19 protein-coding genes and 2 tRNA genes are annotated in these 26,623 nt (G+C 62.0%); 7 read left to right on the top strand and 14 right to left on the bottom strand.

Annotated features, from left to right (window positions below; genetic code table 11):
- Position 1: 1 nt before the first annotated feature.
- A complete protein-coding gene (locus tag BUS06_RS14665) occupies positions 2 to 2,053 on the bottom strand; it encodes an acyltransferase family protein (RefSeq protein WP_167379389.1) in 2,052 nt (683 codons plus the stop codon).
- A gap of 376 nt (positions 2,054 to 2,429) precedes the next feature.
- Here BUS06_RS14665 and BUS06_RS14670 point away from each other — a divergent pair, with 376 nt between their 5' ends.
- Positions 2,430 to 3,350, top strand: a complete 921-nt coding sequence (locus BUS06_RS14670; protein WP_074264924.1) for a glycosyltransferase family 2 protein — start codon at positions 2,430 to 2,432, stop codon at positions 3,348 to 3,350.
- Positions 3,351 to 3,375: 25 nt separating this feature from the next.
- Here the strand turns inward: BUS06_RS14670 and BUS06_RS14675 are convergent, their stop codons facing one another.
- The 3 genes from BUS06_RS14675 to BUS06_RS14685 form a co-directional block, all read right to left on the bottom strand.
- Positions 3,376 to 4,926, bottom strand: coding sequence for a hypothetical protein (locus tag BUS06_RS14675; protein ID WP_074264925.1), 1,551 nt, complete (start codon positions 4,924 to 4,926; stop codon positions 3,376 to 3,378).
- 63 nt (positions 4,927 to 4,989) lie between these two features.
- A complete protein-coding gene (locus tag BUS06_RS14680) occupies positions 4,990 to 6,207 on the bottom strand; it encodes a glycosyltransferase family 4 protein (protein WP_074264926.1) in 1,218 nt (405 codons plus the stop codon).
- The gene (locus tag BUS06_RS14685) at positions 6,195 to 7,298 is read right to left on the bottom strand and encodes a glycosyltransferase family 4 protein (RefSeq protein ID WP_074264927.1); all 1,104 of its coding nucleotides are present in this window, start codon (positions 7,296 to 7,298) and stop codon (positions 6,195 to 6,197) included. The genes BUS06_RS14680 and BUS06_RS14685 overlap by 13 nt, the downstream gene beginning before the upstream one ends.
- Positions 7,299 to 7,621: 323 nt before the next feature.
- On the opposite strand from BUS06_RS14685, the gene BUS06_RS14690 reads away from it, so the two are divergent.
- The gene (locus BUS06_RS14690) at positions 7,622 to 9,013 is read left to right on the top strand and encodes a glycoside hydrolase 5 family protein (protein ID WP_074266098.1); all 1,392 of its coding nucleotides are present in this window, start codon (positions 7,622 to 7,624) and stop codon (positions 9,011 to 9,013) included.
- 76 nt (positions 9,014 to 9,089) lie between these two features.
- On the opposite strand, the gene BUS06_RS14695 is transcribed toward BUS06_RS14690, so the two are convergent.
- The 3 genes from BUS06_RS14695 to BUS06_RS14705 all read right to left on the bottom strand — a co-directional run bounded on the left by BUS06_RS14695 (position 9,090) and on the right by BUS06_RS14705 (position 13,997).
- The gene (locus BUS06_RS14695; RefSeq protein ID WP_074264928.1) at positions 9,090 to 11,303 is read right to left on the bottom strand and encodes a GNVR domain-containing protein; all 2,214 of its coding nucleotides are present in this window, start codon (positions 11,301 to 11,303) and stop codon (positions 9,090 to 9,092) included.
- Between the two features lie 92 nt (positions 11,304 to 11,395).
- On the bottom strand, positions 11,396 to 12,610 hold the full coding sequence (locus tag BUS06_RS14700) for a polysaccharide biosynthesis/export family protein (protein WP_254368846.1): 1,215 nt from the start codon (positions 12,608 to 12,610) through the stop codon (positions 11,396 to 11,398).
- 268 nt (positions 12,611 to 12,878) lie between these two features.
- The gene (locus BUS06_RS14705; protein ID WP_074264929.1) at positions 12,879 to 13,997 is read right to left on the bottom strand and encodes a sugar transferase; all 1,119 of its coding nucleotides are present in this window, start codon (positions 13,995 to 13,997) and stop codon (positions 12,879 to 12,881) included.
- A 418-nt stretch (positions 13,998 to 14,415) separates the two neighbouring features.
- Between BUS06_RS14705 and BUS06_RS37440 the strand changes: the two genes are divergently transcribed.
- Entirely contained in the window at positions 14,416 to 14,628 is a 213-nt protein-coding gene (locus tag BUS06_RS37440; RefSeq protein WP_143787519.1) for a hypothetical protein, read from the top strand.
- 63 nt (positions 14,629 to 14,691) lie between these two features.
- Here the strand turns inward: BUS06_RS37440 and BUS06_RS14715 are convergent, their stop codons facing one another.
- The 4 genes from BUS06_RS14715 to rnr form a co-directional block, all read right to left on the bottom strand.
- Positions 14,692 to 15,114, bottom strand: coding sequence for a helix-turn-helix domain-containing protein (locus BUS06_RS14715; RefSeq protein WP_074264931.1), 423 nt, complete (start codon positions 15,112 to 15,114; stop codon positions 14,692 to 14,694).
- 553 nt (positions 15,115 to 15,667) lie between these two features.
- Positions 15,668 to 16,363: a ribose-5-phosphate isomerase RpiA gene (gene rpiA, locus BUS06_RS14720; RefSeq protein WP_074264932.1), complete on the bottom strand. Its 696-nt coding sequence runs from the start codon at positions 16,361 to 16,363 to the stop codon at positions 15,668 to 15,670.
- A gap of 139 nt (positions 16,364 to 16,502) precedes the next feature.
- A complete protein-coding gene (gene rlmB, locus BUS06_RS14725) occupies positions 16,503 to 17,252 on the bottom strand; it encodes a 23S rRNA (guanosine(2251)-2'-O)-methyltransferase RlmB (protein ID WP_074264933.1) in 750 nt (249 codons plus the stop codon).
- A 172-nt stretch (positions 17,253 to 17,424) separates the two neighbouring features.
- Positions 17,425 to 19,923 carry a ribonuclease R gene (rnr, locus tag BUS06_RS14730; protein WP_074264934.1) on the bottom strand — a complete coding sequence of 833 codons (2,499 nt, stop codon included), beginning with the start codon at positions 19,921 to 19,923 and terminating at the stop codon, positions 17,425 to 17,427.
- Between the two features lie 273 nt (positions 19,924 to 20,196).
- Here rnr and BUS06_RS14735 point away from each other — a divergent pair.
- Together BUS06_RS14735 and BUS06_RS14740 are read left to right on the top strand one after the other, a co-directional pair.
- Positions 20,197 to 20,283: transfer RNA gene (locus tag BUS06_RS14735), tRNA-Leu, on the top strand.
- A gap of 222 nt (positions 20,284 to 20,505) precedes the next feature.
- Positions 20,506 to 20,592, top strand: a tRNA-Leu gene (locus tag BUS06_RS14740).
- Positions 20,593 to 20,759: 167 nt separating this feature from the next.
- On the opposite strand, the gene BUS06_RS14745 is transcribed toward BUS06_RS14740, so the two are convergent.
- Positions 20,760 to 21,686, bottom strand: coding sequence for a LysR substrate-binding domain-containing protein (locus BUS06_RS14745; protein WP_074264935.1), 927 nt, complete (start codon positions 21,684 to 21,686; stop codon positions 20,760 to 20,762).
- Between the two features lie 109 nt (positions 21,687 to 21,795).
- Between BUS06_RS14745 and BUS06_RS14750 the strand changes: the two genes are divergently transcribed.
- Together BUS06_RS14750 and BUS06_RS14755 are read left to right on the top strand one after the other, a co-directional pair.
- The gene (locus BUS06_RS14750) at positions 21,796 to 22,890 is read left to right on the top strand and encodes a tartrate dehydrogenase (protein ID WP_074264936.1); all 1,095 of its coding nucleotides are present in this window, start codon (positions 21,796 to 21,798) and stop codon (positions 22,888 to 22,890) included.
- Between the two features lie 207 nt (positions 22,891 to 23,097).
- Positions 23,098 to 24,408, top strand: coding sequence for an MFS transporter (locus BUS06_RS14755; RefSeq protein WP_074264937.1), 1,311 nt, complete (start codon positions 23,098 to 23,100; stop codon positions 24,406 to 24,408).
- Between the two features lie 25 nt (positions 24,409 to 24,433).
- On the opposite strand, the gene BUS06_RS14760 is transcribed toward BUS06_RS14755, so the two are convergent.
- Complete coding sequence (locus BUS06_RS14760) at positions 24,434 to 25,813, bottom strand: FAD-binding oxidoreductase (protein ID WP_074264938.1); 1,380 nt, start codon at positions 25,811 to 25,813, stop codon at positions 24,434 to 24,436.
- Positions 25,814 to 25,830: 17 nt separating this feature from the next.
- The gene (locus tag BUS06_RS14765; RefSeq protein WP_074264939.1) at positions 25,831 to 26,607 is read right to left on the bottom strand and encodes a transporter substrate-binding domain-containing protein; all 777 of its coding nucleotides are present in this window, start codon (positions 26,605 to 26,607) and stop codon (positions 25,831 to 25,833) included.
- Positions 26,608 to 26,623: the final 16 nt, after the last annotated feature.

Here is a 26,623-nt window from a genome sequence, read left to right on the forward strand (position 1 = left end):
CTCAGGTCCCGTCTGCGTCTTCGACGTCTTGCGCGAGCCACTTGCCGACGTAGCGTGAACCGTCAGGCGTCAGGTGATCCCGGTCCGCGTACATGAACTCGCCGCCCCGCCGCGCGTAGCAATTCTGCGCATCGCACAGGAACGGCAGCGGATTGAACACCTTTACACCGGGATACCTCGCCAGCACCGCGAGGATGCGCGTTTCCGCGCGCGTCAGTCGACGCTCGACTTTCGCGCGTGGGACCGCGCAGGGTGAGCGCAGCGAAAATTGCACAGGACGGCGTACGCAGGTGCTGGGATCGAAATCCAGCTCCGGCGTGTCGAGCACGAACACCACGCGCTTACCTGCGGCAGTGAGCCGGGTCAGGGTGTGTTCGAGACCCGCGAGATAGACGCTCAGGTTGCTCCCGTCGCTCTGACCTACCGTCGTCAGACCCGCCCGGCCGCTGTCCGCTGTCAGCAGACGGATGGTGTCGCCCTCGCCATAGTCGAGGCCACCCGCGATCGTCGAAATGGCATAGCTCGACAGGATCACCGAATGGACGTCGGGCGAATTCACAACGTAATCGAGCACGCTGCGGAACAGCTCCGAGCAATGCTTGACGTGTTTATCAAGATAAATGTCGACGTCGGAGAACGGTGGGCAATTGCCGGCGCCGACCGCAAAGAGGCTATCCCCGTCGGATGCCAATGCCGGTTGCAGCCCATCGTAAAAGTGATTGGCGTGACTGTCGCCGAGCAAGGCAATCTCGGGACGGCCGTTGGGCGCGGGCATTACACATAGCTCGGAGGCCGGGAAGGCCTTCTTGCACGCATCGGTGGATGCCCAGTGTTCCGGATTCGCACCAAAGTTCGCATCGGGGAAACGGCCGGGCAAGCCGTTGTCGCGCGAGATCGCGTAGCTGGACAGGCCGATGCCCATCATCATCGCGACGAGAACGCACGCTGCGCGCAGCGGATACCATTGCACCACGCGGCTGTAGCGCACAGGCCTCTCGATAAACCTGAATGTGATGGATGACAACGCAAAGGCGACGACGATGGCGGCGACCAGCATGGCAACGGTTGGCGTATCGCTGCTCAACAGACGCACAAAGACCAGTATCGGCCAATGCCAGAGATAGAGCGGGTAGCTGACGAGTCCGATGTAGGTCATCGGCTTGACGGAAAGCACGCGCCGGTTGAACCACGCCGCCGGACCCGCGGCAATGATGAGCGTAGCGCCGCCGGCAGGCAGTGCCGCACGCCAGCCCGGAAACACCGTACCCGGATCGAACAGCGCGAAGCTCGTGGCAAGGAGAATCGCGCCTGCCGCCGAGGCCAGATCGCGCAGCGTCAGGCGGCCTGCCTGCACCGTGTCGCCTGCAGGCATGGCGGCGCGTTTGGCGGAATGAAACTGCGCCCATGCGAGCGCGGAACCGAACAGCAATTCCCAGAAGCGCGTGAGCGGCAGATAGAACGCTGCGATAGCGTGCGTCCTGCTCAGCACGATACTGCAGGCAAGCGAGAGCAAGATGGCCGCCGCGATCGCAAACGTCGCCACGCGCCGGCTCGTGAATCGCCAGAGCACGAACAGCGCTACCGGCCAGATGATGTAGTACTGCTCCTCCACGCCGAGCGACCACAGATGCAATAGCGGGCTTGCCGACGCGCCCTGCGAAAAGTAGTCGCGCGTCATATAAAAATAGATGTTCGCGACGAACGCGACGCTCGCGAGCGCATCCGCGGCGAGCTGCCTGAGTTCGCCCGAGGCCATCAGCGCGATGCCCGCCGCAAGCGTGGCGACCATCACGGTGATGAGCGCCGGATAGATGCGCTTGATCCGCCGTACGTAGAAGTCAATCAGGCTGAAACGTCCCTGATCGAGCGTCTCGATGATGTGCTGCGAAATCAGGTAGCCGGAGATCGCGAAGAAGATGTCCACACCGGCGAAGCCACCGGCCAACACTGTCGGGAACGCATGAAAAATGACGACTGAGATAACCGCGACCGCGCGTAATCCATCAATGTCCGGCCGATAGCCGGCCACGGGCCTGCGTAATGTGACGCTCACCGGGAATTCCCCCAATCATTCTTTTGACTGCGGGCCTGGCCAATGGCTGGTCCGCTCGATGACGACGCGCGACGCAGCGCCGGTCAGTTTGTCCCTGAATAGTATCGGCTCGCCAGTACGCGTACTGCGACCTACCCCACGTAAGCGCAACCATCCTTCATGCTCAGGCAGCGTCCTTTCGGCACATTCCATGCGGAACACACTCACCGCGGCCCCCGCTCGAGACGCGTGCGCTTGCGTGTGCGGTAGGCAGCAGTGTTGTATCTGCGTCACCCATACCATGCCCTCCTATATGCGGGCTGGCGTTGCTTGTGGCATCTGGGATTTTCAGCCCGAGACCAGACCGCGGAAGTTGGCTCCAGCATAGGAACTGAGGATGGAAACTGTGAAAATAAGCCCCGACAAAGGCTCCTCTCCCGGCAAACGATCAAGAATCTGCCTGATCTTCGCCACGCGGGGCCGCGCCGAACTCCTTGAGCATGTCATCGCCTTCGTCGATTTGCAGACTGTCAAGCCGGACCTGACCATTGTCTCCTGCGTGTCGGATGAGGATGTGGGCAACGTGGCCAGCCACCCCGGAATACTCGTGATCAAGGGGAAGCCCGGCCTCCCCGCGCAACGTAACAATGCGTTGAACCATGTGCCGGACGGCTTCGATGTCGTGATCTTTCTGGACGATGATTTCCTGATGCATGGCACATGGATTCAGGAAGTCCTCAAGGTCATGGACAGCGACCCCTCGATTGCCTGCGTGACTGGAACCGTCATCGCGGATGGCATCCATGGACCGGGTTATTCTTTCGAAGAGGGACGGGCAATCCTCGCCAGGACGAATGAAATTCCGGAGAGGTTATCCATCACTTCGACGGGCGGTCCCTATGGATGCAATATGGCATTCCGGGCGCGCAGCATTGCAGGCCTTCGCTTCGACGAGCGCCTGGTTCTCTATGGCTGGCAGGAGGACCGCGACTTTGGAGGCCAGATCTGGAATCTGGGCAGCCGCGTGGTTCGCATCAATACTGCGCTCGGGGTGCACCTGGGCGTCAAGCGCGGAAGAGTATCTGGGCGCAAGTTCGGCTATTCGCAGGTTATCAATCCGCTCTATCTGGTGAGAAAGAATACGATGCCGTTGCGCGATGCGCTTGACCATGTTCTGCGTAACGTGGGCAGCAATATTGTGCGAAGCGTTGCGCCGGAGCCTTGGGTCGACCGTCGGGGCCGTCTGAGCGGCAATCTGATCGGCCTGTGGGACTTTCTGCGCGGAAGGCTGACGCCCGAACGCGCGGCCAAGCTGTAACTCAGACGCGCCGGACCAAAAGGTCCTAAAAGGTCCGGCGCACTCTCGCAAGCTTCTCTTCGACAGAACGCTTGCGGCCGCGCCGCGGCTCCATCACCACTTCGACATTTTCCACGTTCACCGTTTCTACGTTCGCAGCTTCTGCGTGCATGACGGGTTCCGCGTTGTGACTGGGCCAGACATAGGCCGCAGATGCAACCCGTGTCTGGCGCCTCGACACGCCCGTCGATGCAAGCGGCGAGAGTGCGCCCGCAGCGGCCGCAAACAGGTAGAAACACGAGCCAAGCTCGAACACCCCGGCCGAAGTCGAAGCCACGATCAATGCTGCGATCATGGCGTGCCGGGACGCGTAGCAGACGGCGCGCTCCGTGAACGAGTAATGGGTTGGCATGGGCGACAGCAAAGACTTGCCCACGAATATCCCGTAGCAGACCACACCCACCACACCCAGGCTCCCCAGCAAGACCACCAGGAAGCTCGATGCCCGGATGCTGCCCAATCCAACGCCTATCCCATAGGTATCGAAGAAGTTGGTGATGCCCTGATTGTTCCACCCCATCCGTTCGACGCCGGAGGAGCTGCCCGCTTTACTCAGGATCGCGGCGTCGACAAAATCGCCAATCGTCGTTACCACAGCCGGCAGGAAAAGCATGACATAGATCACTCCGAGCATGCCGAGGCAGGCCGAGATGAGCCACATGCGCTGCTTGCGTGCGGCGGCGTCACGCGTGACGAGACCGGGCCGGCTGAACACCAGCACGACCAGATACCCGGCCATCCCGACATAGGCGCTCCCCGACGTGGACAGCAACATCAGTATCCCCGTCGCAACAGCCAGCGCGCCAGCCAGTTTCTGACGCCACCCGACCAGCCACAGGTTCAGGCAAAAGACAAACAACGGCAGCGTGAAGGTCGAGAATGCGGACGTCTCGCTGAACGTGCCGCTGATGCGCACCAGTCCACCCAGTTCCTCGCCGCTCAGGTCGGCGAACTGGGCAGTCTTGACGGACGAAAGAATGTCCATGCCGGCGATGTGCGACACGGCATCGAGCACGCCCGCGACCACGTCGAGCAGGGTCAGCAGAAGGAGAGCGTTGGCGAGCGTCCTGTACGTGCCACGCCACTTCAGAAACGCATACATGCAGCAATACACCAGCACGTCGCCAATGCAATACACCGCTTGGGACAGATTGCCCGAGACGGGAGCGAGCGGCTTCAGCAGAATTTCCGTGGTACTGCGATCGACGGGAAACACGAGCGTCGTACCGAGCAACAGGCGCGGCAGCAGCATGGCGCCCACGCTTGCCCACACGCAGTTGCACAGCAGCCAGAAGCCCGGCTGATCCATCGAGAACGCCTCGTTAATCTTCTTCCCGCCCCCCATCTGGAAGGCCTTCAGGACGAAGAATGCGAGAAAGAGCTGCGGGGGCAGGATGCCGATTCCGCCCAATCCGAGCGCGAGCGCACAACCGAACAGCGAGTACACCGCCATTCCGTACACCACGCCGCTATGCGACGTGTAGAGCGCCACCATGCCGGTGACGATCACCAGGATCCCAAATACCGTCAGTTCCACTTGCTTGAACCCCTATCCGTTCACCGCACGCTCATGCGCGAACGATCCTGTTGCTGCACCGTCTTATGCGGAGCGTCGGTACTGGAGCGCCGGCTGTGCATCGGCGAACCCCTTGTTGTCATGCATCGCGCGTTCCACGACATCCATGAATTCGTGTTTGAACCGTTCCGCTGTAAAGCGCAACGCATTGCGACGGCAGACTTCCCCGCGAAACGCCGGGCGCTGCTCGAAACGCTCCACCGCATCGACGATGGACGCCACAGTCTGTTCTTCGAAGAACAGCCCGGTGCCGCGCTCGGGATCCGCCGAATCGACGACGATCTCCCGTACACCGCCGCGGCCCAAAGCGATCACCGGAGTGCCGCAGGCCTGTGCCTCGACCACCGAAATGCCAAAATCCTCTTCCGCGGCGAAAACGAAGGCACGCGCGCGCTGCATGTAGTCCACCAGCACCGCATCGGGCTGATAGCCGAGCAGCGTCACGTTGGGCGTCGCGCTCGCTTTGGCGCGCGCGAAATCAGTGCCGTCGCCGATTACCACGAGACGCCGCGAGGGCATCGCCGCAAAGGCCTCGACGATCAGCGGAATCCGCTTGTACGGCACCATGCGCGAGGCAATCAGATAGAAGTCCTCATGCTGGGTGCCAAGCTCGAATCGCTCGACATCGACCGGCGGGTAGACGACGGTGGCGTCGCTACCATAAGCCTTGCGGATGCGCCTTCCGACGAAGGCCGAATTGGCGACGAAAGCGTCCACGCCGTGAGCGGTGCGCTGGTCCCAGATACGCATGTAATGCAGCAGCAGGCGCACGATCCAGCTCTTCATTCCACGTTGCATGCCGGCTTCGGCCAGATATTGATGCTGCAGATCCCACGCATAGCGAATCGGCGAATGCACATAGCTCACATGCACCTGATGCGGTCCGGTCAGCACGCCCTTGGCCACGGCATGGCTCGACGAAATCACGAGGTCGTAAGACGAGAGATCGAACTGCTCGATCGCCAGCGGCATGAGCGGGAGATAAGCGCGAAACGATTTGCGCGCCCGCGGCAAGTGTTGAATGAATGAAGTATGGGCGCGCTTGCCGCCCAGCACACTGCGCTGCGACTCCGGGAAGAAGTCGACGATGCTGTAGAGATCGGCATGGGGAAACAGTTGCAGAATCTGTTCCACCACCTTTTCCGAACCCGCGTATGCAGCGAGCCAGTCGTGCACAAGGGCGACCCGGCCGAAACGACGTGTGTCGCTTGCAAGGGTTGCGGCAAGCGTTACATTAGCCACGGCGAGATCTCCTCGATCAGTTTGACTGCGGTGGCACGCCAGGTCAGTTCCGCGGTACGCGCGCGGCCCCGCTCACGCAGGCTCGCGCGCAACGCAGCGTCGCCGGTGATCTGTTCAAGCAGGCGCGCCAGTTCCGCGGGATCGTCCGGTGAGGTATAAAGCACGGCATCGCCGCACGCTTCCATCACGGCCGGCAACCTCGAGGCGATGACGGGACAACCGAGCGCCAGCGCTTCGACCGGCGGAAGCCCGAAACCCTCGTAAAGCGACGGATACACAAAACAGGCCGCACGCTGGTAGAGCGCTGCCAGTTCGCCGTCGCTCACGTAACCGAGGTGCTTCACGAATTCGGGCAAGGCATTCTGGCCCGCTCCATACACCCGCGCATCGCCGCCGCCCACCACCACGATGTCGAACTGCGCATCGTTAATAAGGCGCGCGGCCTCGGCCACGAGACGAAAATTCTTATGCCGGTTGAGGCTTCCCACCGCAAGCACGAACGGACGTCCGTTCAGCGTGGCCTTCACGGCGCCTTGCTCCTGCTGGACGCGCAACATGTGCTCGCCGCTCTCGGGCACGACGCCAATCTTGCCGGCAGGAATCCGGTAAGCGTCGCTCAACTCGCGCCGCGAGAATTCCGACACGGTCAGCACGCGGCGCGATACCTGGCCGATGCGCGGCGCCATCAGGCGGTACCAGGCGACAAAGGAGCGGCTGTAGCTGTCCGGCACGCGCGCGGGCGCCGCGTCGTGCAGCACCGTCACCTGGCGGCCGTACAGCAGCGGCCCGGAGTTGCAGAGATTGACCAGCAACCGTCCGGATGCGGCCTTCGGCAACGCCAGCTGTTCCCAACGCAGACCGCCGCCTTTACCGCTCGCCCGCAGTCCGACGTGCCTGAACGGATTGGCCATATCGGCCAGTGCTTCGGGCACGACGATCTCGGTCCTCAGTCCGGCGACGAGCGGATCGCCCACTTCGATCATCTGGTCGAGCGCCCGAATGGTCTCGAATGCAAAGCGATCGACGCCCGTCGCGCGTCGGCCCAGAAATCGGCCATTGATTACCAGATTCGGAATATGCAGGGATTTCATCGGCGGGTTCCGGGCATCGCTCAAAGTACGTCGTTACGCGTGCGCAAAGTCACCGCGACACACAACCAGATTCGGCAGACCATGTGATACAGGTCTTATGGCCCAGAGTGTGACCGACCCACCGCCAGAAAAATGTTCGCCGTCGCTCATGCAACGCCAGTTTTCAGAGGGGGCGCCCTATCCGTTCGCCGCCCCACACACGAAGCACGCCACCACGCATCAAAATGATCGATGAATACGCCTCCATACTAGGTGAACCCATCGAGCTGCCGGCATGGCGCAAAGCGCGCGGAACCGGCAACCTTCCCGCGCAAGGAGTCCCCGTGAAGCATTCCGCAGCAACCGCCCATAACGTGCTCGCCAGCCCAGCCGCCCCTCCCGGCGCGCGACACGCGAGACGGGAAAGGCCCTACAGGGCGTTTGGCGTGCGCACCGCCGCAAGCCTCGCAGCCAGCCTCTGCGCGCTCGCATGCGCATCGACGGTGCAAGCCGCCGATGCCGTGCACGCCATGCCAACCGACGCCTTCATCGAAACGCTCGCTGTCATCACGCACGTGAACTACACCGATGGCGCCTACGTCAATGTGCACAACGTCGCCGACGATCTGGCATGGCTCGGGATCCACTACGTTCGCGACTATGCACCCGGCGACTCGCCGCCGTTTTCGACTTATGTCTATCTCGCGCAACGCGGCGTCAAATTCAACTTCCTGACGGGCTCGAAGTTCGTGGAAGCGATCGGGCAAGCGGCGAAGCTGAACGCCGCCGTGCCTGGCAGCGTCGCGGCCGTCGAAGGTTTCAACGAGATCAACAACTGGCCCATCCCTTATCACGGCCTCACGGGCACGGCCGCCGGACTGGCCGTGCAGCGCGAGATCTTTACACGCGTACACGCTACGCCTGAGCTCAAGGGCGTACCCGTCTACGATCTCACGGGCTACGACGAAAAGACGGTCGACACACGCGCGGATTCGGCCGATTACGCGAATCAGCACGTCTACCCGCAAAACGGCGAACAACCCACCTATAACGCGAACGGCGACAGGTGGATGGGCTCGGCCATCGATGTCGTCAAGAAGTACCATCTACCGCTCGTCATCACCGAGTTCGGCTACTTCTCGATGCCTCAGGCGGGCTGGTACATGATCGGCGTCGACGAGCGGACCCAGGCCAAAGGCATTCTCAACGGCTACATGGACGCAGCGGCGGCGGGCGTGAAGCGGACCTACGTCTACGAACTGCTCGACGAAAAGCCCGACCCGGACAGCAAGAGCGGCGAGATGCACTACGGCCTCTTTCGCAACGACAACAGTCCCAAGCCGGTGGCCGAGGCGATCCGCAATCTCACGTCGATCCTGAACGACGGCGCGCCGCACCGTGCCAACGGCGCATCGCAAGGCACGCTCGCGTATACGCTCCAGGGAATGCCGGTATCGGCCAACAGCCTGTTGCTGCAGAAAAAGGATGGTCGCTTCGTGCTGGCGCTATGGAACGAAACGCCGATCTGGAACCGGGAGAAGGGAAAGCCGCTCACCAGCCCACCCGCCAGCGTCGAACTGGACCTCGGCGCGCAGGTAAGCCGTATCGACGTCTACGATCCACTCGTTTCGGCAACGCCGGGCGCAAGCCATCGCGACCTGCGCCAACTCACCGTGGATGTACCCGATCATGTCATTCTGCTCGAAATCACACCGGCGAATACACCGGGAACCTGAGCACCTGCCAAGTTAGCACCTGAAAGTGCAACCGCCGCGTCTCGCGCGGCGGTTTTCACTTGCGAATCAGTCAACCCTACGTCGGCACGTCATTGCCATGGCTGGCGTAGCCGTAGGTGGTATACGCCCTTCCGTAGCGGCCTGGCCTCGTCGGCATCGCGTCGTTGAAAATCACGCCGCGAATCGGCACGCCGATCTGCTCGAACCTGCGCGCGGATTCGCGCAGCTCTTCAACCGTCGTCACGCCGTGTCGCGCAATCACGAACACCATGCCGGCGAGAGATGCCACGATGCCCGAGTCGGCTACCGGCAGAATCGGCGGCGCGTCGATCAGCACCACGTCGTATTCGCTGTCGGCCTGCTGGGCGAACGCGAGGAAGTTCCGATGTTTGAGAATCTCGCTCGCACTCTGCATGTAGCCGCCGTTAGCAACGAAATCGACGCCAGGCAGTATGTTGCGGTGTACCGCATTTTCGAACGTACGGCCACGCGTGACGATATTCGAAATGCCCGGGCTGCACGGCACCCCGAGGTACTGATGCAACGTGCCCCTTCTAAGGTCGGCGTCGACGAGTAGCACACGCTGTCCCGATGCGCCGATCAGCGCCGCGAGATTGACGGACACGAACGACTTTCCGACGATCGGTGTCGGCCCGGCGAGCAGGACGATCCGGTTCGGTGCGTCGACCAGCGCAAATTCAAGCGCGCTTCTGAAGCTTCGCAGACTTTCGATCGCCGCATCTCCGCTTGCCGAATGCGCTAGCACCAGGTTCGAGTCGACGTTGGTCTGGAGGCTCCGCGTGAGCGTTTCCTGCACCTTGCTGCGCGGGATGGTGGCGTACACGGCCAGCCCCGTTCCTGTTTCGATATCGTCCTGAGCCGTGATGCCGTCGAAGACCTTGCGTTTGAGCAATACCACCGCGACGCTCACGAACAGGCCCGCCATCAGGGCTCCGATCAACGCGAGCGCACGTTTCGGACGAACCGGACTATCCGGCACGATCGCCGGGTCGACCAGTCGCACATTCGACACCTTACCTGCCTTGAGCAGGCGGAGCTGTTCACGCGTGTTCAACAGGTTCGTGTAAATGGTGGTGTCTACCTGAACCTCTCTCTGCAGCCGCAGCAGGCTCTGCTCCATGGGCGGCAGTTGCCGCGTGACGGAGGCAATGCCGCCAACCTCCCTTTCGGCCTCGGCCAGTTCGTCATTGACGGCGATCACCGCTGGGTTTTCCGACGTGTACCGCGCAAGAAGCAACGCCCGCTGCTGCTGAAGATCGGCAACCTTGCCTTGCGCGAGAGCCGAGCGTTGCAGAAGCGCGGCGGCCTCTGCGTTCAGATCCACCGTCCCGTTCTTCGCGCGGAACGTGTTGAACTCGCTTTCCGCGGTCTCCAGTTTGGTCTTCAGTTCAGGCAACTGACCATCGAGGAAGGTGATCGACTTCTGCGCCTCTTCCTGGGTCCGCAGGACATTTTGCCGGACATATGCCGTGCCGATCGCGTTGAGAATGGCGCTGATCTTCTTCGGGTCGGTGCCTTCCAGCGCAACGCCGATCACGTCCGAGTCCTTGCCCTTCTCCACAATCAGCAAGCCCGATTGCACATCCTGGATCGCGGAAAGCTCGGAAGTCCGAACCAGTTCGAAACGTACGCCCGGCTTTCCGACAACCTGGTCGACGAGAAGAGCGATCGGCCCGTACTCCGTGTCTGCCTGCATGAGCTCGCCGACGCGCCCGGACAAATCGATATCTTTGTACTTCAGCGAATAGTTGCCGTTCTTCTGCAGCGTCAGGACGAATTTCTCGCCTTGCAGCGCGTCAGGCACATCGAATTTTGAAACGCCGATCCGCTCGTCACCCCATGCATAGCCGCCCAGGCCCGAGTGGGACAGGTCATTCAGATGGTTGGCAATCCACCGGCCGACCACCGGAAAATAGCGCGGCACCGCGCTGAGGTTCAGTTGCGCAGCGGTCACGGCTCCTGCGATCACCAGCCGCGAACGCAAAACCTCGATCTCGGCCGAAGCGGCCGTCTTGACGGCGAACATCGACTTCACGTCGCCCAGGGCGTCCTTGGCGGCGGTCGGATTCTCCTCGACCTGGATCAGAATGTCGGCCTGATACACGGGCGCTGCAAGCAGTGCATAAGCCGCACCCACAAAGAGAAAGCAAGCGGTGATCAGGAAGATCAAGCCGCGGTTCTGATACAGGACGTCTATATAGCTACCAAGGTGGTCGCCCTGCGGGGGGCCTATATCTATCGTATCGACTGACGTATCACGGTATTTCATGCGCCCTCTCCCCATTCCCACGCGTTCCGGCCGCGCCTGTTCCAACGCGCTACCGGATGCCTTGCCACCTGGCCGGACAAATAGTTGGCTCATCAGTAACCAACGGCCCGGCTAGCGGCCGCCGCCTGGGTGCTTGGCACAATCAGACCCATCACGCGGCTCCACCTGACCAGCGCAGACGCATCGACAAACACAACATCATTAGGCTTCAACGCAAAGCCATCTGCGGTCGCCATCGCAGCCGGTGACCCGGCATTCAGATGGTAGACCACCGGCTTGCCCGCGTCGCGCCCACGCACGACAAAGACCTGCGAAGCATCGCCCGAGGTCTGGCTGATGCCGCCGGCATCGCCCAACGCTTCATTCAGGCTCATCCGGCCGTTGTTGAACGTCAAACTTCCGGGTTTGTTCACTTCGCCGAAAACGTACACTTTCGTGTCGGTCTGCGCGAAGACGCGCACCAGATCACCCCTGCGCAACTCGATGTTATCGGGATTCACACCCTTGGCGATCATGTCGGGAATATTGACAACCACAGTCTTGTCGCCACGCGTAATCGCGACCGTCGACCGGTCTGCGATCGGCGTAAATCCGCCGGCACGATTGATCGCCTCAGGCAAAGTCATCGGCATGTCGTTAAGAGCGAGCACGCCCGGATTCCTGACCGCGCCGTCCATATAGACCCGCTTGCTCCGGTAGGCCTCGATCCGCAAGGTGACCTGAGGCGCCCGCACGAAACGGCTGAGCTTTTGGGCCAGCGCATCGCGCGCTTCCATTTCGGTGAGCCCTGAAACCTTCAGCGGACCGATATAGGCATACTGGATCATGCCGCCCGCATCCACCGTATAGCCCGAGGTCATCGAATCGGTGCCAGTCGCTTCCGGTCCATTGGTCGCCGCGGCTCCGGGCATATTCAGCTCGGGGTGATCCCATACGACGATGCTTAATATGTCACCCGGGCCCAGCGTGTAGGGCGCAGGCTTCGCAAACAGTTGCGTGACGTCTTCGGGCACGGCCTTCGAGCGTTCGGCGCGTTCCGTCTCAACAAGGTCGTCGGTGATTTCGATCAGTTTGCCCGCTGGCGGCGCGTCGGCGCCCTTACTTGGGTGAACATCGGCCGTCGTGCGCATGCCGCTGTCGACTGTGCTGTTGCCAGTGTTCGCGGGTGTCTGATTGGCCACCCCTGAAGGAGCGTTGTACGACATCCCCGGCGACCACGCACAGCCTGCCAGGCATGCCGCCAGCACAACGCCGGTGAACGCGGCCCTAACCCGGTGCGGATGACGCCCAGCGTCAGACTGAGTCAATGAATCGTGTACCTCGGCCGCCGGCGCTTCGATCAGCACGTTTGACTTTGATGCGTTCGTGGTCCTTTCCGAACCCAACTTGTTGCATGACATCATCGCTACTCCCTTCCGTCGCGCGCCCAAGCCACTGCCCCCGCTGAGACGCACACACCGCTATGTAGATTTTTTTATGCTCTAGTCCGGGACGGCTACCGCCTTCATCGCCGACGATACCCGGCCCCCCAAAATCAACCCGCCATATCACCTTCAACCAACCCGGCCCGCTGTTTCAGTACGCCCCACTACCTTTGAAAACAACCTTGAAAGTCTTGAACAGAATCGAGACATCGCGCAGCAACGACCAGTTCTTTACGTATGCGACGTCCAGTGACACCCGCGTCGCGTAGTCCGTGGTGCTGCGCCCGCTCACCTGCCACAAGCCGGTCATGCCAGGCTTGGCCATCAGGTAGTACCTGACGTTTGCGCCATAGCGCTCCAGCTCCTGATCGATGACGGGCCGTGGTCCGACGAGACTCATGTCGCCGCGAACCACGTTCCACAGCTGCGGCAATTCGTCGAGACTCGTGCGGCGCAGAAACCGCCCAATCCGCGTGATACGCACATCGTTCTTCAGTTTGAAATCGCGTTCCCACTCTGCACGTACCTGTGGGTCGCTTTCGATCAAGGCCTTGAGCACCTGATCGGCGTTCAGAACCATCGAACGGAATTTCAGGCAACGAAAGCTCTTGCCGTTACGTCCTACGCGAACGTGTCCGAACGTCGCGGGACCGCCGTCGCTCATCACCAGAACCGCAAGCAGCGCGAACACGGGCAGCAGCGAGACAATCAGCAAGGTGCCGAACACGATGTCAAAGCCGCGCTTGACCACTTGTCGCGCTGCTCCTGCGCAGTCCAGACCGGTCTTGCCGGAGCTCGCCGCGCTAGCGGGTGCCGCGGATCCCGCGGAACTCGTATTGAACTGCGGCGCGTCGACCGTCGCGGTGCGGAACAGGCGCAGTCCTGCATTCCGGGCAAGGTTGAATTCAGCAAAGATCAACGTATGCGAGCCAAGCAGCGAGATGCCGGTCGTCAGCGTCCAGTACAGAAACCACGGCATGGACACCTGATTCTCGCGATGAATGGCGTACAGCAAGGCGAGACCGCAGAGCTGCACTGCCAGCCACGCGAACGCTGTACGGCTCGCGAGACTCACCACCGAGCGGGTGCGTCGCGACGGGTAGGTTCCGCACGCAGGAAACACGGACAACGCAAGCGCGGCCACGAACGCGACCAGTGAAGGATCAAGCTGATGCGGATGACCTGCCTGCGGCAGGTTCAGATGCAACGCGCCGACCGCACCCAGTACGATAAGTACGATGTCGATCACTCGATGGACTAGTTCTGACATTTCGGTTACCCCAAACCTTAACGTTCTCCGCACCGAGCGTTTCGGCCTCGTCGCGACACATGGTTACTGCGCTTGCCATCCGGATGGCCATAGACCAGCGACGGAAAGCTCGCTTCCTGTATCGCTAGCGGCGAGACGCGCCCTATCGTCCACGCCGACGTATCCCATCGACCGCACCTTGTTGATCCCGAACGGCAGCTTGCCCCGGGGTTCGGCTCTTCCACGCCGTTCAGCGCGGAGCATGCACACTCGTTCACGGGTACTCCGTGCCGGTGCGCGTCACCGTTTTATCCACCGGTTAAGCACTCTTTCAGTCCACAGTAATAAGCTACGTCCTCGACCGGATACATTCCGTGCGGCATCACACCAACCGCACGGTTTCATCGGCGACGACGGAAAATCGTCCAAAGAAGCAGCGATGAATTTTCAAAAGATTGTCAAGAAAACGTGTGGCCGCCTTCCTCGTGTAAAGGCCGAAGAAGTTCGCGTTTTGGGTGTCCGGCAGCGTGAAAAGCAGCGTGCGATTGAAATGCGAAACGCCAGGACAGAGGCCTCGCGCCCGTTTAATAATCAGACCCGGCGAATTAATTCGCACAATGCTGATTCATTAGGAAAACGAATTTTCAATTAGTCATGCATTGCTGAAACACGCCCGGTACTTTCGTGCGGGCGATTCAACGTCCTTGATGTGGCGTCAGATAAAAACGCTGACGTCTGTTCGAAAGCGCACGGCCAGCGCCTTTGCCACGTTCTTGCTGATTGCCCGGCGTCCTGCGAGGATGTCGCTGACCACAGTGGGCGAGGCAATATCGGCCAGGTCCTTTTGCTTGAGACCGTGGGTTTCCAGCAGATGGCGCAGCACCTCACGCGGCTCCGCGCTGGGCACCACCACCTGGCGAGACTCCCAGCCGCCGATCAGAGCGGACAGAACGCCGAGCAGATCCGTTAGCGGATTGTCCGCGTCGCCGTGAAGGTGGTTCGTCAGCGCATTCGCGAGCTGCGTCAGCTGCTCGTATTCCTGCTCATTGCGAATAGGCTTGAGAGGCACCTTGCTCTGCAACGCAGCCCAAGCTTCAACGATATCGGGGACCTGGCCCGAAAGGCGATCGGCATTCATGTTGTTTGAATTTTCCTTGTCAGAAGATCGTATTCTTTAGGCGTTGGTCAATGCGGGCTGACAGCGAGCGCTGTTCTCTCACGACTCCCTCTCCCTGAATGACGGCAATTACCCATATCAATCTTTTCATTTTAATAAGGATGACGAATTGCTAACAGTTCGAAAGCATTTAATCGATCCGTACCGCCGGCGTGGTCACCGGACGATGAGGCGAACAGTGCCGCTCATCGCTTTCGCGACTTCACCTGGGCGTAACTGTCCAACGCCACGAGACCGAGTTTAAAAGGAGCGCCGTCCGCAGAGCGTGCGCCCGACCACACTCCGCAATCGAGAGACAGCAAAATGTGAGGGTTTGTCGACTAGCCGAAAGCGGAACGTTGAATGTGGGGGAACGGCAAACGCGATCGGAGCAGGCTGGCGCAGAGGAGAGAGGACGTGGGCCGGCAACCGGGAGAGGATGACGGCGCGGCGGGTCGCCTGGGAGATGCGCATTCGCGCCACCGTCACCGCGTCGCGCCTGACGCGGTGCGGTGCCTTGAACGCGCAGCTTTATTTAGCGCGGCGTGTAGCGAATGGTTTCTACGCCGGTGTCGGTGCCAAGCAGCGACAGGGTCGCTCCGCGTTCTGCGAAGAGACCTACAGTGACGACGCCTGGCCACGCATTGATCTGTGCTTCGAGCGCGCGAGGATCGGCGATCTTCAGCCCTTTGATGTCGATGATCTCGTTGCCGTTGTCGGTAATAAACGGCGTGCCGTCCTTCGTCACGCGCACCACCGGCACGCCGCCCAACGCGATCACGCGGCGGCCGATTGCGGTGCGTGCCATCGGCACCACTTCAACCGGCAACGGAAACTGGCCGAGCACATCGACGCGTTTCGATGAATCCACGATGCAGACGAACACTTCCGACACCGACGCCACGATCTTCTCGCGCGTCAGCGCACCGCCGCCGCCTTTGATCATCGCACCGCTGGCGTCGATCTCGTCCGCGCCGTCGACATAGACCGGCAGCGATTCGATTTCATTCAGATCGAGCACCTTGAAGCCGTGCGACTGCAGGCGCGCGGTGCTCGCCAGCGAGCTGGACACGGCGCCGCGATAACGGTGCTTCGTGGCGGCCAGTGCATCGATAAAGCAGTTGGCGGTCGAGCCGGTGCCGACGCCGATCACGACGCCTTCGGGTACGTTGGCGTTCACGTAGTCGGCGGCGGCCTGACCGACCAGTTGCTTGAGTTCGTCTTGAGTCATGGGAATTGCTGGCTAGAGGCGGAAAACCGCAAGTTTACCGGACTAGCATGCGCCGCTCGCACTTATCCGGCAAGTGGGCACAATCGGGACCGGAAGACCCGGCGCGGCACGACGGTCATCGTGCATGCCGCGTCCTGAATCAGGTCTTGACCTTCACCGAGCGTTGGCGCACGGCTTCGAACAGGCACACGCCGCTCGCGACCGACACGTTCAGGCTTTCCACACTGCCGGCCATGGGAATCTGCATGACTTCGTCGCAAGTATCGCGCGTCAGACGGCGCATGCCCTCGCCTTCCGCACCCATCACGAGCGCGACCGGACCGTCGAGCCTGGTCTCATACAGGCTTTTGCTCGCCTCGCCCGCCGTGCCCACCACCCATACGCCCGCGTCCTTCAGTTCGCGCAGTGCGCGCGCCAGATTCGTCACCGTGATGTAAGGCACCGTATCGGCCGCGCCGCTCGCCACTTTCGCGGCCGTCGCGTTCAGGCCGACAGCACGATCGCGTGGCACGATCACCGCATGCGCGCCAGCCGCATCGGCGACCCGCAGACACGCGCCGAGGTTGTGCGGATCGGTCACGCCATCGAGCACCAGAATCAGCGGCGAACCGTTGATGCCATCCAGCAGCTCCGCGAGATTCTGCGCCAGCGGCATGTCCCCTGCCCGCGCCACCACGCCCTGGTGGCGCTCCGTGTGCGCGAGGCCCCACAGGCGCGTTTCGTCGGCAGCAATCAGACGCACGCCCGCTTCCTTAGCCGTGTGCAGGAACTCCGTCATGCGGCGGTCTTTGCGCGTCGCGTCGTAATAGACCTCTTCGACCGTGGACGCATCGTGACGCAGACGGGCGGTCACCGCGTGGAAACCGTATAGAACCTTGAGACGTGACATGACTGAACAACCTTTGATTGAGCGCGCCGCGACGCGGCTGCGCTACTGGGATAAAGACAAACCGAAATGCAGACCGCGCGCAACCGGCACATGAACCTGTACCGGTTGCGCGCGGCGAACCCGCTGCAGCGAGCCTGCTGGTGCCGACTCGCCACGCGATTTGCGTGTGAGCTCAGCGCTTCTTGCGTGTCTGTGCCTTCGAAGAAGAAGCAGACTTGGCCGAGGCGCCGTGTTTCCTGGCGGCGCTGCGTGCCGCGCGCGCCTCCTTGACCGCGAGCGTCGGTGCCGGTGCGGCCTTCTTTCGGCGTGCCCCCGCGCCGGCTTCGGCCGGCGCCAGCGAGCGTACACGTGCACCGCCGCTTTCAACGGCAGCCTTGTCGGCGAGCGCGGGACGCGCACCCGGCGACTTGATCGGCGTATCGCGCACCAGCCGGAAGTCGATCTTGCGTGCGTCGAGATCGACGCGGCTCACCTGCACGCGCACACGGTCCGACAGGCGGTAGCGGATGCCCGTGCGTTCGCCGCGTAGCTCGTTCTTGATCTCGTCGTACTGGAAGTAATCGGAGCCCAGTTCGGTGACATGCACGAGGCCTTCGATAAACAGCGCATCGAGCTGCACGAAAATGCCGAATGAAGTCACGCCGCTCACCATGCCGCCGTACTCTTCACCGAGCTTGTCGCGCATGAAGTAGCACTTGAGCCAGGCTTCGACGTCGCGCGAGGCTTCGTCCGCCCGACGCTCGTTGGCCGAGCAGTGCAAGCCGAGCTCCTCCCAGATCGCCACGTTGTTCGAACGCGTACGGCCGCGCTTTTCGTCGTCGGCCTGCTGCATCGCGCGGGCGCGCGGCGACAGCGCCGTATTCAGATCGACGCCATGCGGCGCTTCCGGCGTGTACTTGCGCCCCTGCAGGACCGCGTAGATTGCACGGTGCGTCAGCAGATCGGGGTAGCGCCGGATCGGACTCGTGAAGTGCGCGTACGCCTCATATGCGAGACCGAAGTGGCCGATATTGTCCGGACTGTAGACAGCCTGTTGCATCGAGCGCAGCAACATGGTCTGCAACATCTGCGCGTCGGGCCGGTCGCGGATGTGCGCCATCAACGCGGCGTAGTCGCTCGCGTGCGGCGAGTCGCCGCCACCCAGCGTCAGGCCCATGCCACGCAGGAAGGAGCGCAGGTTCTCGAGCTTTTCGGCGGTCGGTCCGGCGTGCACGCGGTACAAGCCCGGGTGCTTGTTGCGCTTCATGAAGTCGGCCGCGCAGACGTTCGCGGCCAGCATGCATTCTTCGATCAGCTTGTGCGCGTCGTTGCGCGTGCGCGGGATGATCTGTTCGATCTTGCCCTGCGCATTGCAGACGATGTAAGTCTCGGTGGTGTCGAAGTCGATCGCGCCGCGTTTTTGCCGGGCGGCGAACAGCGACTTGTACACGCCATACAGATTCTGCAGTTGCGGCAACAGCGCCGCGCGGCGCGTTGCTTCCGGGCCCTTGGTGTTCTTCAGCACCGCGGCGACTTCGGTATAGGTCAGGCGCGCTGACGAGTGCATCACACCGGGATAGAACTGGTACGCCTTGATCTCGCCACGCGCGGTGATCACCATGTCGCACACCAGCACGCAACGGTCGACGTGCGGGTTTAACGAACACAGGCCGTTCGACAACTTCTCCGGCAGCATGGGAATGACGCGGCGCGGGAAGTAGACCGAGGTGCTGCGTTCGATCGCGTCCACATCGAGACCGCTCTTCGGATGCACATAGTGCGAGACATCGGCGATCGCCACGATCAGGCGAAAGCCCTCGCCCTTGCCGACCGCGATTGGCTCGCAGTACACCGCATCGTCGAAGTCGCGGGCGTCTTCACCGTCGATCGTAACGAGCGGCACATCGCGCAGATCGACGCGATGGCGAATATCCACGGGACGCACTTCGTCCGGCAGCCTTGCGGCGTCGTCGAGCGCGGCCTGGCTGAACTCGTGTGGCACGCCGTACTTGCGCACGGCAATTTCGATTTCCATGCCGGGATCGTCGATATCCCCCAGCACTTCCACCACGCGGCCAAGCGGCTGCGAATGGCGACTCGGGAAATCCGTCAGCTCGACCACCACCACCTGGCCGACCTTGGCCTTCTTGGTGTTCTGCGTGATCAGGATGTCGTGGCCGATTCGCTTGTCTTCAGGTGCGACGATCAGCGCGCCGTTCTCGTTCAGCAGTCGCCCGATCACGCGCTTGTTGGCGCGGTCCGTGACTTCGACGATGTGGCCTTCGGGCCGTCCGCGCCGGTCATAACCGACGATCCGCGCCAGCACGCGGTCGTTGTGCATGACCTTCTGCATCTCGCCGGTGGGCAGGAACAGATCGTCCTGACCGTCGTCGCGCACGAGGAAACCGTAGCCGTCGCGATGGCCCTGCACTCGGCCGCCGACAAAATTGGACGGATGCGTAAGCTGGTAATGGTTGCGCTGATCGAGCCGGATCTGGCCGTCGCGCTCCATGGCCGCGAGACGCTTGAAAAATCCTTCGCGCTCCTGGCGCTTGATCGACAACGCTTCGGCAATGTCATTCGCTGCAAGCGGCGCTTCACTCGTGCGGAGCACGCCGAGGATTTCCTCGCGGCTCGGAATCGGGTACGGATATTTGCTCAAGGGCTTGTCGATGATTTTTTCTCGTTGCATGGACGTCGGTCGGCGTTATGACGCGGCTCTGTTGCACCTGCGATTGACTGCTCGGGTCTGGCTCATTCAAAGCTGAGTCCGACGGGCCTGGGCACCGTGCCAACGAACTACTGCGAGGCATTCTAACACCCGTATTGCGCGCCAAGCGGCGCGTCAATACTTGCTGCAGTACTTGCCGTGAACCGCAATCCGACGCCATGCGGAGGCTTTCTCGAAATGCTTGACAGCTTTGAAGCTGTCGCTATAATAGCGGTCTCTGTTGTACAGACACCTGCCCAGGTGGCGAAATTGGTAGACGCACTAGGTTCAGGTCCTAGCGGTGGCAACACTGTGGAGGTTCGAGTCCTCTCTTGGGCACCAGATTCAAAAGCAAAGCCGCTTCCGAGCGGCTTTGCTTTTTGTGTGAGGCTCTGCGGTTCGTTTGAACTTGTTCGAATGAATAACAGGGTATCGGCAGTGCGGAAGTCAGTATCGAACCTGATTCGATACCTGAAAGTCCGGACGGTGCAATGAAGCGGTTGTTGAAGTCCCCATTGACACGCTGAGTCGTCCCGTTAAAATAACGGTTTAGCTTGAAAATGTGCCCAGGTGGCGGAATTGGTAGACGCACTAGGTTCAGGTCCTAGCGGTGGCAACACCGTGGAGGTTCGAGTCCTCTCCTGGGCACCATCGGTTGTTCCGGCATAAGCCGGCGAAGTTCGAGAAACCCCGTAAGATCAACGTCTTACGGGGTTTTTTGTTGCCTGCGCTGTTGCCTGCGTTCTTGTCTGCGCAAGCCAGCAACGCCATCGTATGTCGACAAATGCAGTTGGGCTCCGAATGAGCGTGGCTGCGTTTCACCCCAGTTCGCCCGCTTCGCTTCGAAGATCCCCGGCGATGAAATCGACAAACGCGCGAATCCGCGTGGACATCTGGTGCCGTTGCGAATAGACGGCGAAGATATCCGCGTTCGGCGTGTCGTGATCGGGCAATACGAGGACCAGCGACCCATCGGCCAGATATTGCTTGATGTCCCACTCGGCCCGCATCAGGATGCCGTGTCCTTCCAGCGCCCACTTCACCGCGATTTCGCCGTCGTTCGTCGTCAGCGTGCCGTTGATGCGCACGGCCTCCGTTTTGCGTGACGCTCCCCTGCCCGAAGTCAGACGCCACACGCCGTAAGCCTCGTCACCCTGGCGGATGCCGATGCAGTTGTGCCGCGTCAGGTCATGCGCGGTCACCGGCATCCCACGTGCGGCGATGTACGAAGGCGCCGCACACAGCAAGCGCCGGTTCGTCGCCAGACGACGCGCGACCACCCGCGTATCGGGCGGCTCGCCGAAGCGGATGCAGACATCGAACGTATCGTCCGTCAGCGGAGGCGGCGTGACCGATAGCTGAAGCTGAACCGATACTTGCGGGTGCTTCGCGACAAAGCGCGAAATCGCAGGGGCGACATGGCTGCGCCCAAAGCCAAGCGTCGCGTTCACGCGCAGCAATCCCTTCGGACTTTTCTTCGCGGTACCCAGCAATTCGGCCAGTTCGTCGATCTCGTCGAGAATCCGGCGCGCATGCTCGAGGTACAACTCGCCCTCCGGCGTCAGCATCATCCGCCGCGTCGTGCGGTTGATCAGCCCCACGCCCGCGCGACTTTCCATCTGCGTCAGGTGCTTGCTGACCGCCGCTGCCGTCAGTCCCAGTTCCCGCGCGGCGGCGCTCAGGCTGCCGGACGCCGCAAGCGTCGAGAAAAAGCTCAAATCCGACGGATCGACCGTATCTCGCATGGCTTTCACTTGTGAATGAAAGTTAAAGATGCTTTGAGTGTAGCACCGGTTTTTGCGCCCGGAGATAGGTAGAGTTCATTCATTCGTACAACACCTGAAGGACGGAGACATGAAAACCTATCGCATCGCGACCATCCCTGGCGACGGCATCGGCAAGGAGGTCATCCCGGCCGGCGCGCAGGTGCTCGAAGCACTGGCAAAGACGACGAAGTCGTTCGCATTCGAATTCGAGAACTTCGACTGGGGCGCAGACTACTACCGCGAGCACGGCGTCATGATGCCCGCCGACGGGCTCGACGCGATCCGCAACAAGGACGCGATCCTGTTCGGCTCGGCGGGCGATCCCGACATTCCCGATCACATCACGTTGTGGGGCCTTCGCCTCAAGATCTGCCAGGGCTTCGACCAGTACGCCAACGTGCGTCCGACCCGCATCCTGCCGGGTATCGACGGACCGCTCAAGCGCTGCGGGCCGGAGGACCTGAACTGGGTCATCGTCCGCGAAAACTCGGAAGGCGAATATGCCGGCGTAGGCGGACGCGTCCACCAGGGACACCCGATCGAAGCCGCGACGGATGTGTCGATGATGACGCGCGCCGGTGTCGAGCGGATCATGCGTTTTGCGTTCCGTCTCGCGCAATCCCGTCCGCGCAAACTGCTGACCGTCATTACGAAGAGCAACGCGCAACGTCACGCCATGGTGATGTGGGACGAGATTGCGCTGCAGATTTCGAAGGAATTCCCGGACGTCAAATGGGACAAGGAACTGGTGGACGCGTCGACCGCCCGCATGATCAACCGTCCCGCCTCGCTCGATACGATCGTCGCCACCAATCTGCACGCCGACATCCTCAGCGACCTCGCCGCGGCACTCGCCGGCAGTCTCGGCATTGCACCGACAGGCAACATCGATCCGGAACGCCGCTATCCGTCGATGTTCGAACCCATCCACGGCTCCGCGTTCGACATCATGGGCAAAGGTCTCGCCAACCCGGTGGGCACGTTCTGGTCGGTTGTGATGCTGCTCGAACATCTGGGCGAATTCGACGCGGCAAAACGCGTGATGCAAGCCGTCGAAGCGGTGACTGCCGATACATCGCTGCACACCCGCGACCTTGGCGGCACGGCAACGACCGCGCAGGTGACCGCGGCCGTCTGCTCTTTCATTGAAAAAGCCGCAGTGCCCTCGGCCAACGCAGCTTAACTCTCCACAGCGGCTCCCCAGGAGTCTGGAACGCACGGCCGTCATCCGGCGGCCGTGGCCCCGCTCGCCCCGAGCGCGGCGATACGAGGGTTTGACCGGCAAGCGCGCCGAAAAAAACAGGAGAGCCGCACCGGACGGCCACGACGCGCTTTGTAACTCAACTCCGTTTCTGAATAGAGCACTGCTCAAGCCTCCACGGAGGAGACAATGATTTCCGAACTCGAAAGCCGGGTTTCGCGCAAGCTCATGCTGCGCATTATCCCGTTCGTGATGCTGCTGTATTTCGTGAGTTTTCTGGATCGCGTCAACGTGGGGTTTGCGGCGCTGTCGATGAACAAGGCTATCGGTCTGTCGCCGACGGCGTTCGGTCTCGGCGGTGGACTGTTTTTCATCGGCTATTTTCTGTGCGAAGTGCCGTCGAACCTGATTCTTCACAAGGTCGGCGCGCGCCGCTGGATTGCCCGCGTGATGGTGTCATGGGGGATCGTGTCGGCGGCCTCCGCATTCGTGATCGGCCCGAACAGCTTCTACGCGCTGCGCTTCCTGCTGGGCGTCGCCGAAGCGGGCTTCTTTCCCGGCATCATTCTGTATCTCAGTCTGTGGTTCCCATTGCGTCAACGCGCGGTCGCTGCAGCATGGTTCATGGCCGCGGCGCCGATCTCCACCGCGATCGGCTCGCCGATTTCCGGCGCGATCATGAAACTGCCTCCGCTCGCCGGACTTGCCGACTGGCAGATGCTCTACATTCTCGAAGCGGTGCCGGCAATCATCCTGGGCTTCTGCGTGCTGAAGTACCTCACGGATACACCGGCGAAAGCGGAGTGGCTGCAGCCGGAAGAGCGCGAATGGCTGATCGCAAAACTGACGACGGAAGCAGCAGCGAAGCAGTCACATGCCGGCCACACCGCCGGTGCACTCACCGCCTTGCGCGACCCACGGGTTCTGGCGCTGGCGCTGATCTACTTCGGCACGTCGGCAGGACTTTATACGCTTGGACTGTGGGCACCGCTGATTATTCGCCAGTATGGCTTCGGATCGTTCGAAACGGGCCTGCTGGCAGGCCTGCCGAGCATTCTCGCGGTCATTGCGATGATCTGGTGGGCGAAGCATTCGGACCGCACGGAAGAGCGCACGTGGCACGTTGTCATCCCATGTATCCTGGCATGCCTCGGATTCATCTTTGCCGGTAGCGCGACTACAGCGCTGATGATCATCCTGGCGCTCGTAATCGTGAACATCGGCATCAGTGCAGCCAAGGCACCGCTGTGGGCGATGCCCAGCATGTTCCTGTCAGGCGCCGGCGCGGCTGCGGGGATTGCGATGATCAATTCGGTGGGGAACCTGGGCGGCTTCGTCGGCCCGTTCGCGATCGGATGGCTCAAGAACGTAACGGGCGGCTATGCAGCAGGCTTGTATGTGGTGGGTGCGACGTTGGCGGTGTCGGCCGTCGTCACCGTGATGCTGAGCCGGCAGTCGAAGCAGCCACCCTCGCCTGTTGCCGAACGGCACAGCCACTGAGCGGGGATTCTGCCCCGCCCTCCCGTCACAGCACCTTGCCGGGATTCAGAATGCCGAGCGGATCGAGCGCCGCCTTGACGCGGTGCATCAGCGCGATTTCCGTATCGCTGCGCGTGCAGCCAAGATACGGGCGCTTCAGCGCACCGATGCCGTGCTCCGCCGAGATCGATCCGCCCATCGCCTGCACGACCGCGTAGACGCAGTGATCGAGCGCGTCCACCGTCGCGCCGTCCATCTCGCGCAGCGATACGCCGACATGCACGTTGCCGTCGCCGACATGCCCGAAGAACAGGCACGTGATGTCCGGCCATCGCCGTCGCAGTTCGGCCTCGCAACGCGAGGCGAACGCGCCGAGCTCACCCGTCGGCAGACTCACGTCGAAGCCCGCCAGATGCGGCAACTCATCGATCGCGTGGCTCTCGCGCAGCGCCCACATATCGCGCGCCTGCCGCTCCGACGTCGCGAGCGCCGCGTCGTCAATCAGCCCCGCGTCGAAGGCATCGGCAAGACACGCCTCCAGGCCGGCCGCGGCGTCGCCATCCGGTGCGCTCGTCGCGAATTCGATCAGCACCACGAAATTGCCGTCGGCCGCGAACGGCGCGACGACACCGGATGTGTTCGCAGCCACATGCGCGTAGAACGACGGCCACATCGCTTCGAAGCTGACGACATCGGGGCGCGCACGCACGCGGTCCCACAGCCGCAGCAGCGCTTCATAATCGGCGACGCGGCCCAACGCAGTCGCGCTCGCGGCGAGCTTCGGATGCAGCCGCAGTACCGCACGCGTGATCACGCCGAGGGTGCCCTCGCTGCCAATGAAAAACTGCTTCAGATCGTAGCCGGCATTGTTCTTCAGCATCCGGTTCATTGACGACACGATCGTGCCGTCGGCGAGCACCGCTTCGAGCCCGAGCACCTGCTCGCGCATCAGCCCGTAGCGGATCGCGCGCGTGCCACCCGCGTTGGTCGCGAGCATCCCGCCAATCTGGCACGAGCCGCGCGCGCCGAGATCGACGCCGAACGTGAAACCCGCCGCCTCGGCCGCTTCCTGCACGATCTGCAGCGGCGTGCCGGCGCGTACCGTGATCGTCGCTGCAGCCGCGTCGAGCGACTCGATGCCCGCGAAGCGCTCCATCGATAGCACGACCTCGCCGCCCAGCGCGACGCCGCCGCGCGCGAGTCCGGTCATGCCGCCCTGTGGGACCACCGGTTGCCCGAGCCGTGTGCAGAGCGCGAGCGCACGCGACACGTCGTCGACGCACATCGGCCGGATGAGCGCTCGCGGTCTGACGCCCGGCGCTTCGTTGTACGCGGTGAAAAAACGCGGCTCGATGTCTTCGGACCGCGTGACGACGTCCGCGCCTAACTCAGCGGTCAGCGCGGCGTCGATCTGATTGTCTGGCATCGCATCGTCGTCCGGCGTTACTTTGTCGAGATGTCGATATCGCCGAAGTATTTCGCGCCGAGCGACTTCACGCTGCCGTCCGCCTTGAGTTTCGCGATCGCCTCGTTCAGCTTCGCCTTCAGCGCGTCGTCGCCCTTGCGCACGCCGAACGCGATCCCGCTGCCGAGGATCTTGTCGTCGTGCACCGGTTGCCCGACGAACGAGAAGTCCTTGCCGTCCGGACGCTGCAGGAACGGCTGGCCCGCCGGCGCGAGCAGCAGTGTGCCGTCGAGGCGGCCCGACGTCAGATCCGCGAACACCTGGTTCTGATCCTGGTACGGCACCACGATGACGCCGGCCGGTTCCCAGTGCACTTTCATGAACGTCTCCTGGATCGAACCCTGCAGCACGCCGATGCGCTTGCCTTTCAGCGATTCCGTCGTCGTCACCAAACCGCTGCCGGTGCGCGCGATCAGTTCGGTGGGCACGCGGTAGATCGGTGTCGTGAAGTCAATCGCCTCGCGCCGCTTGTCGGTCGCATTCATCGCCGAATTGATCGCGTCGAACTTGCGGCCGTTCAGCGCCGGAATCAGGCCGTCGAACGACGTCTCGGACCACGCGCACGTCATTTTCGTGGCCTTGCACACTGCATTGCCGACATCGATGTCCATCCCTTGCAACTCACCGTTCGGCGCCTTCGATTCGAACGGCGGATATTGCGCCTCGAGGCCGAAGCGCAGCGTCTGCGCATCGGCGAGCGCCGCACAGGAACCGAACGCGCAGGCGAGCGCAAGCCAGATTTTCAGGTGCTTCATCGTGATGTCCTTCTAT

The sequence above is a fragment of the Paraburkholderia phenazinium genome, assembly GCF_900141745.1.
In the GTDB taxonomy this organism is placed as follows: Bacteria; Pseudomonadota; Gammaproteobacteria; order Burkholderiales; family Burkholderiaceae; genus Paraburkholderia; species Paraburkholderia phenazinium_B.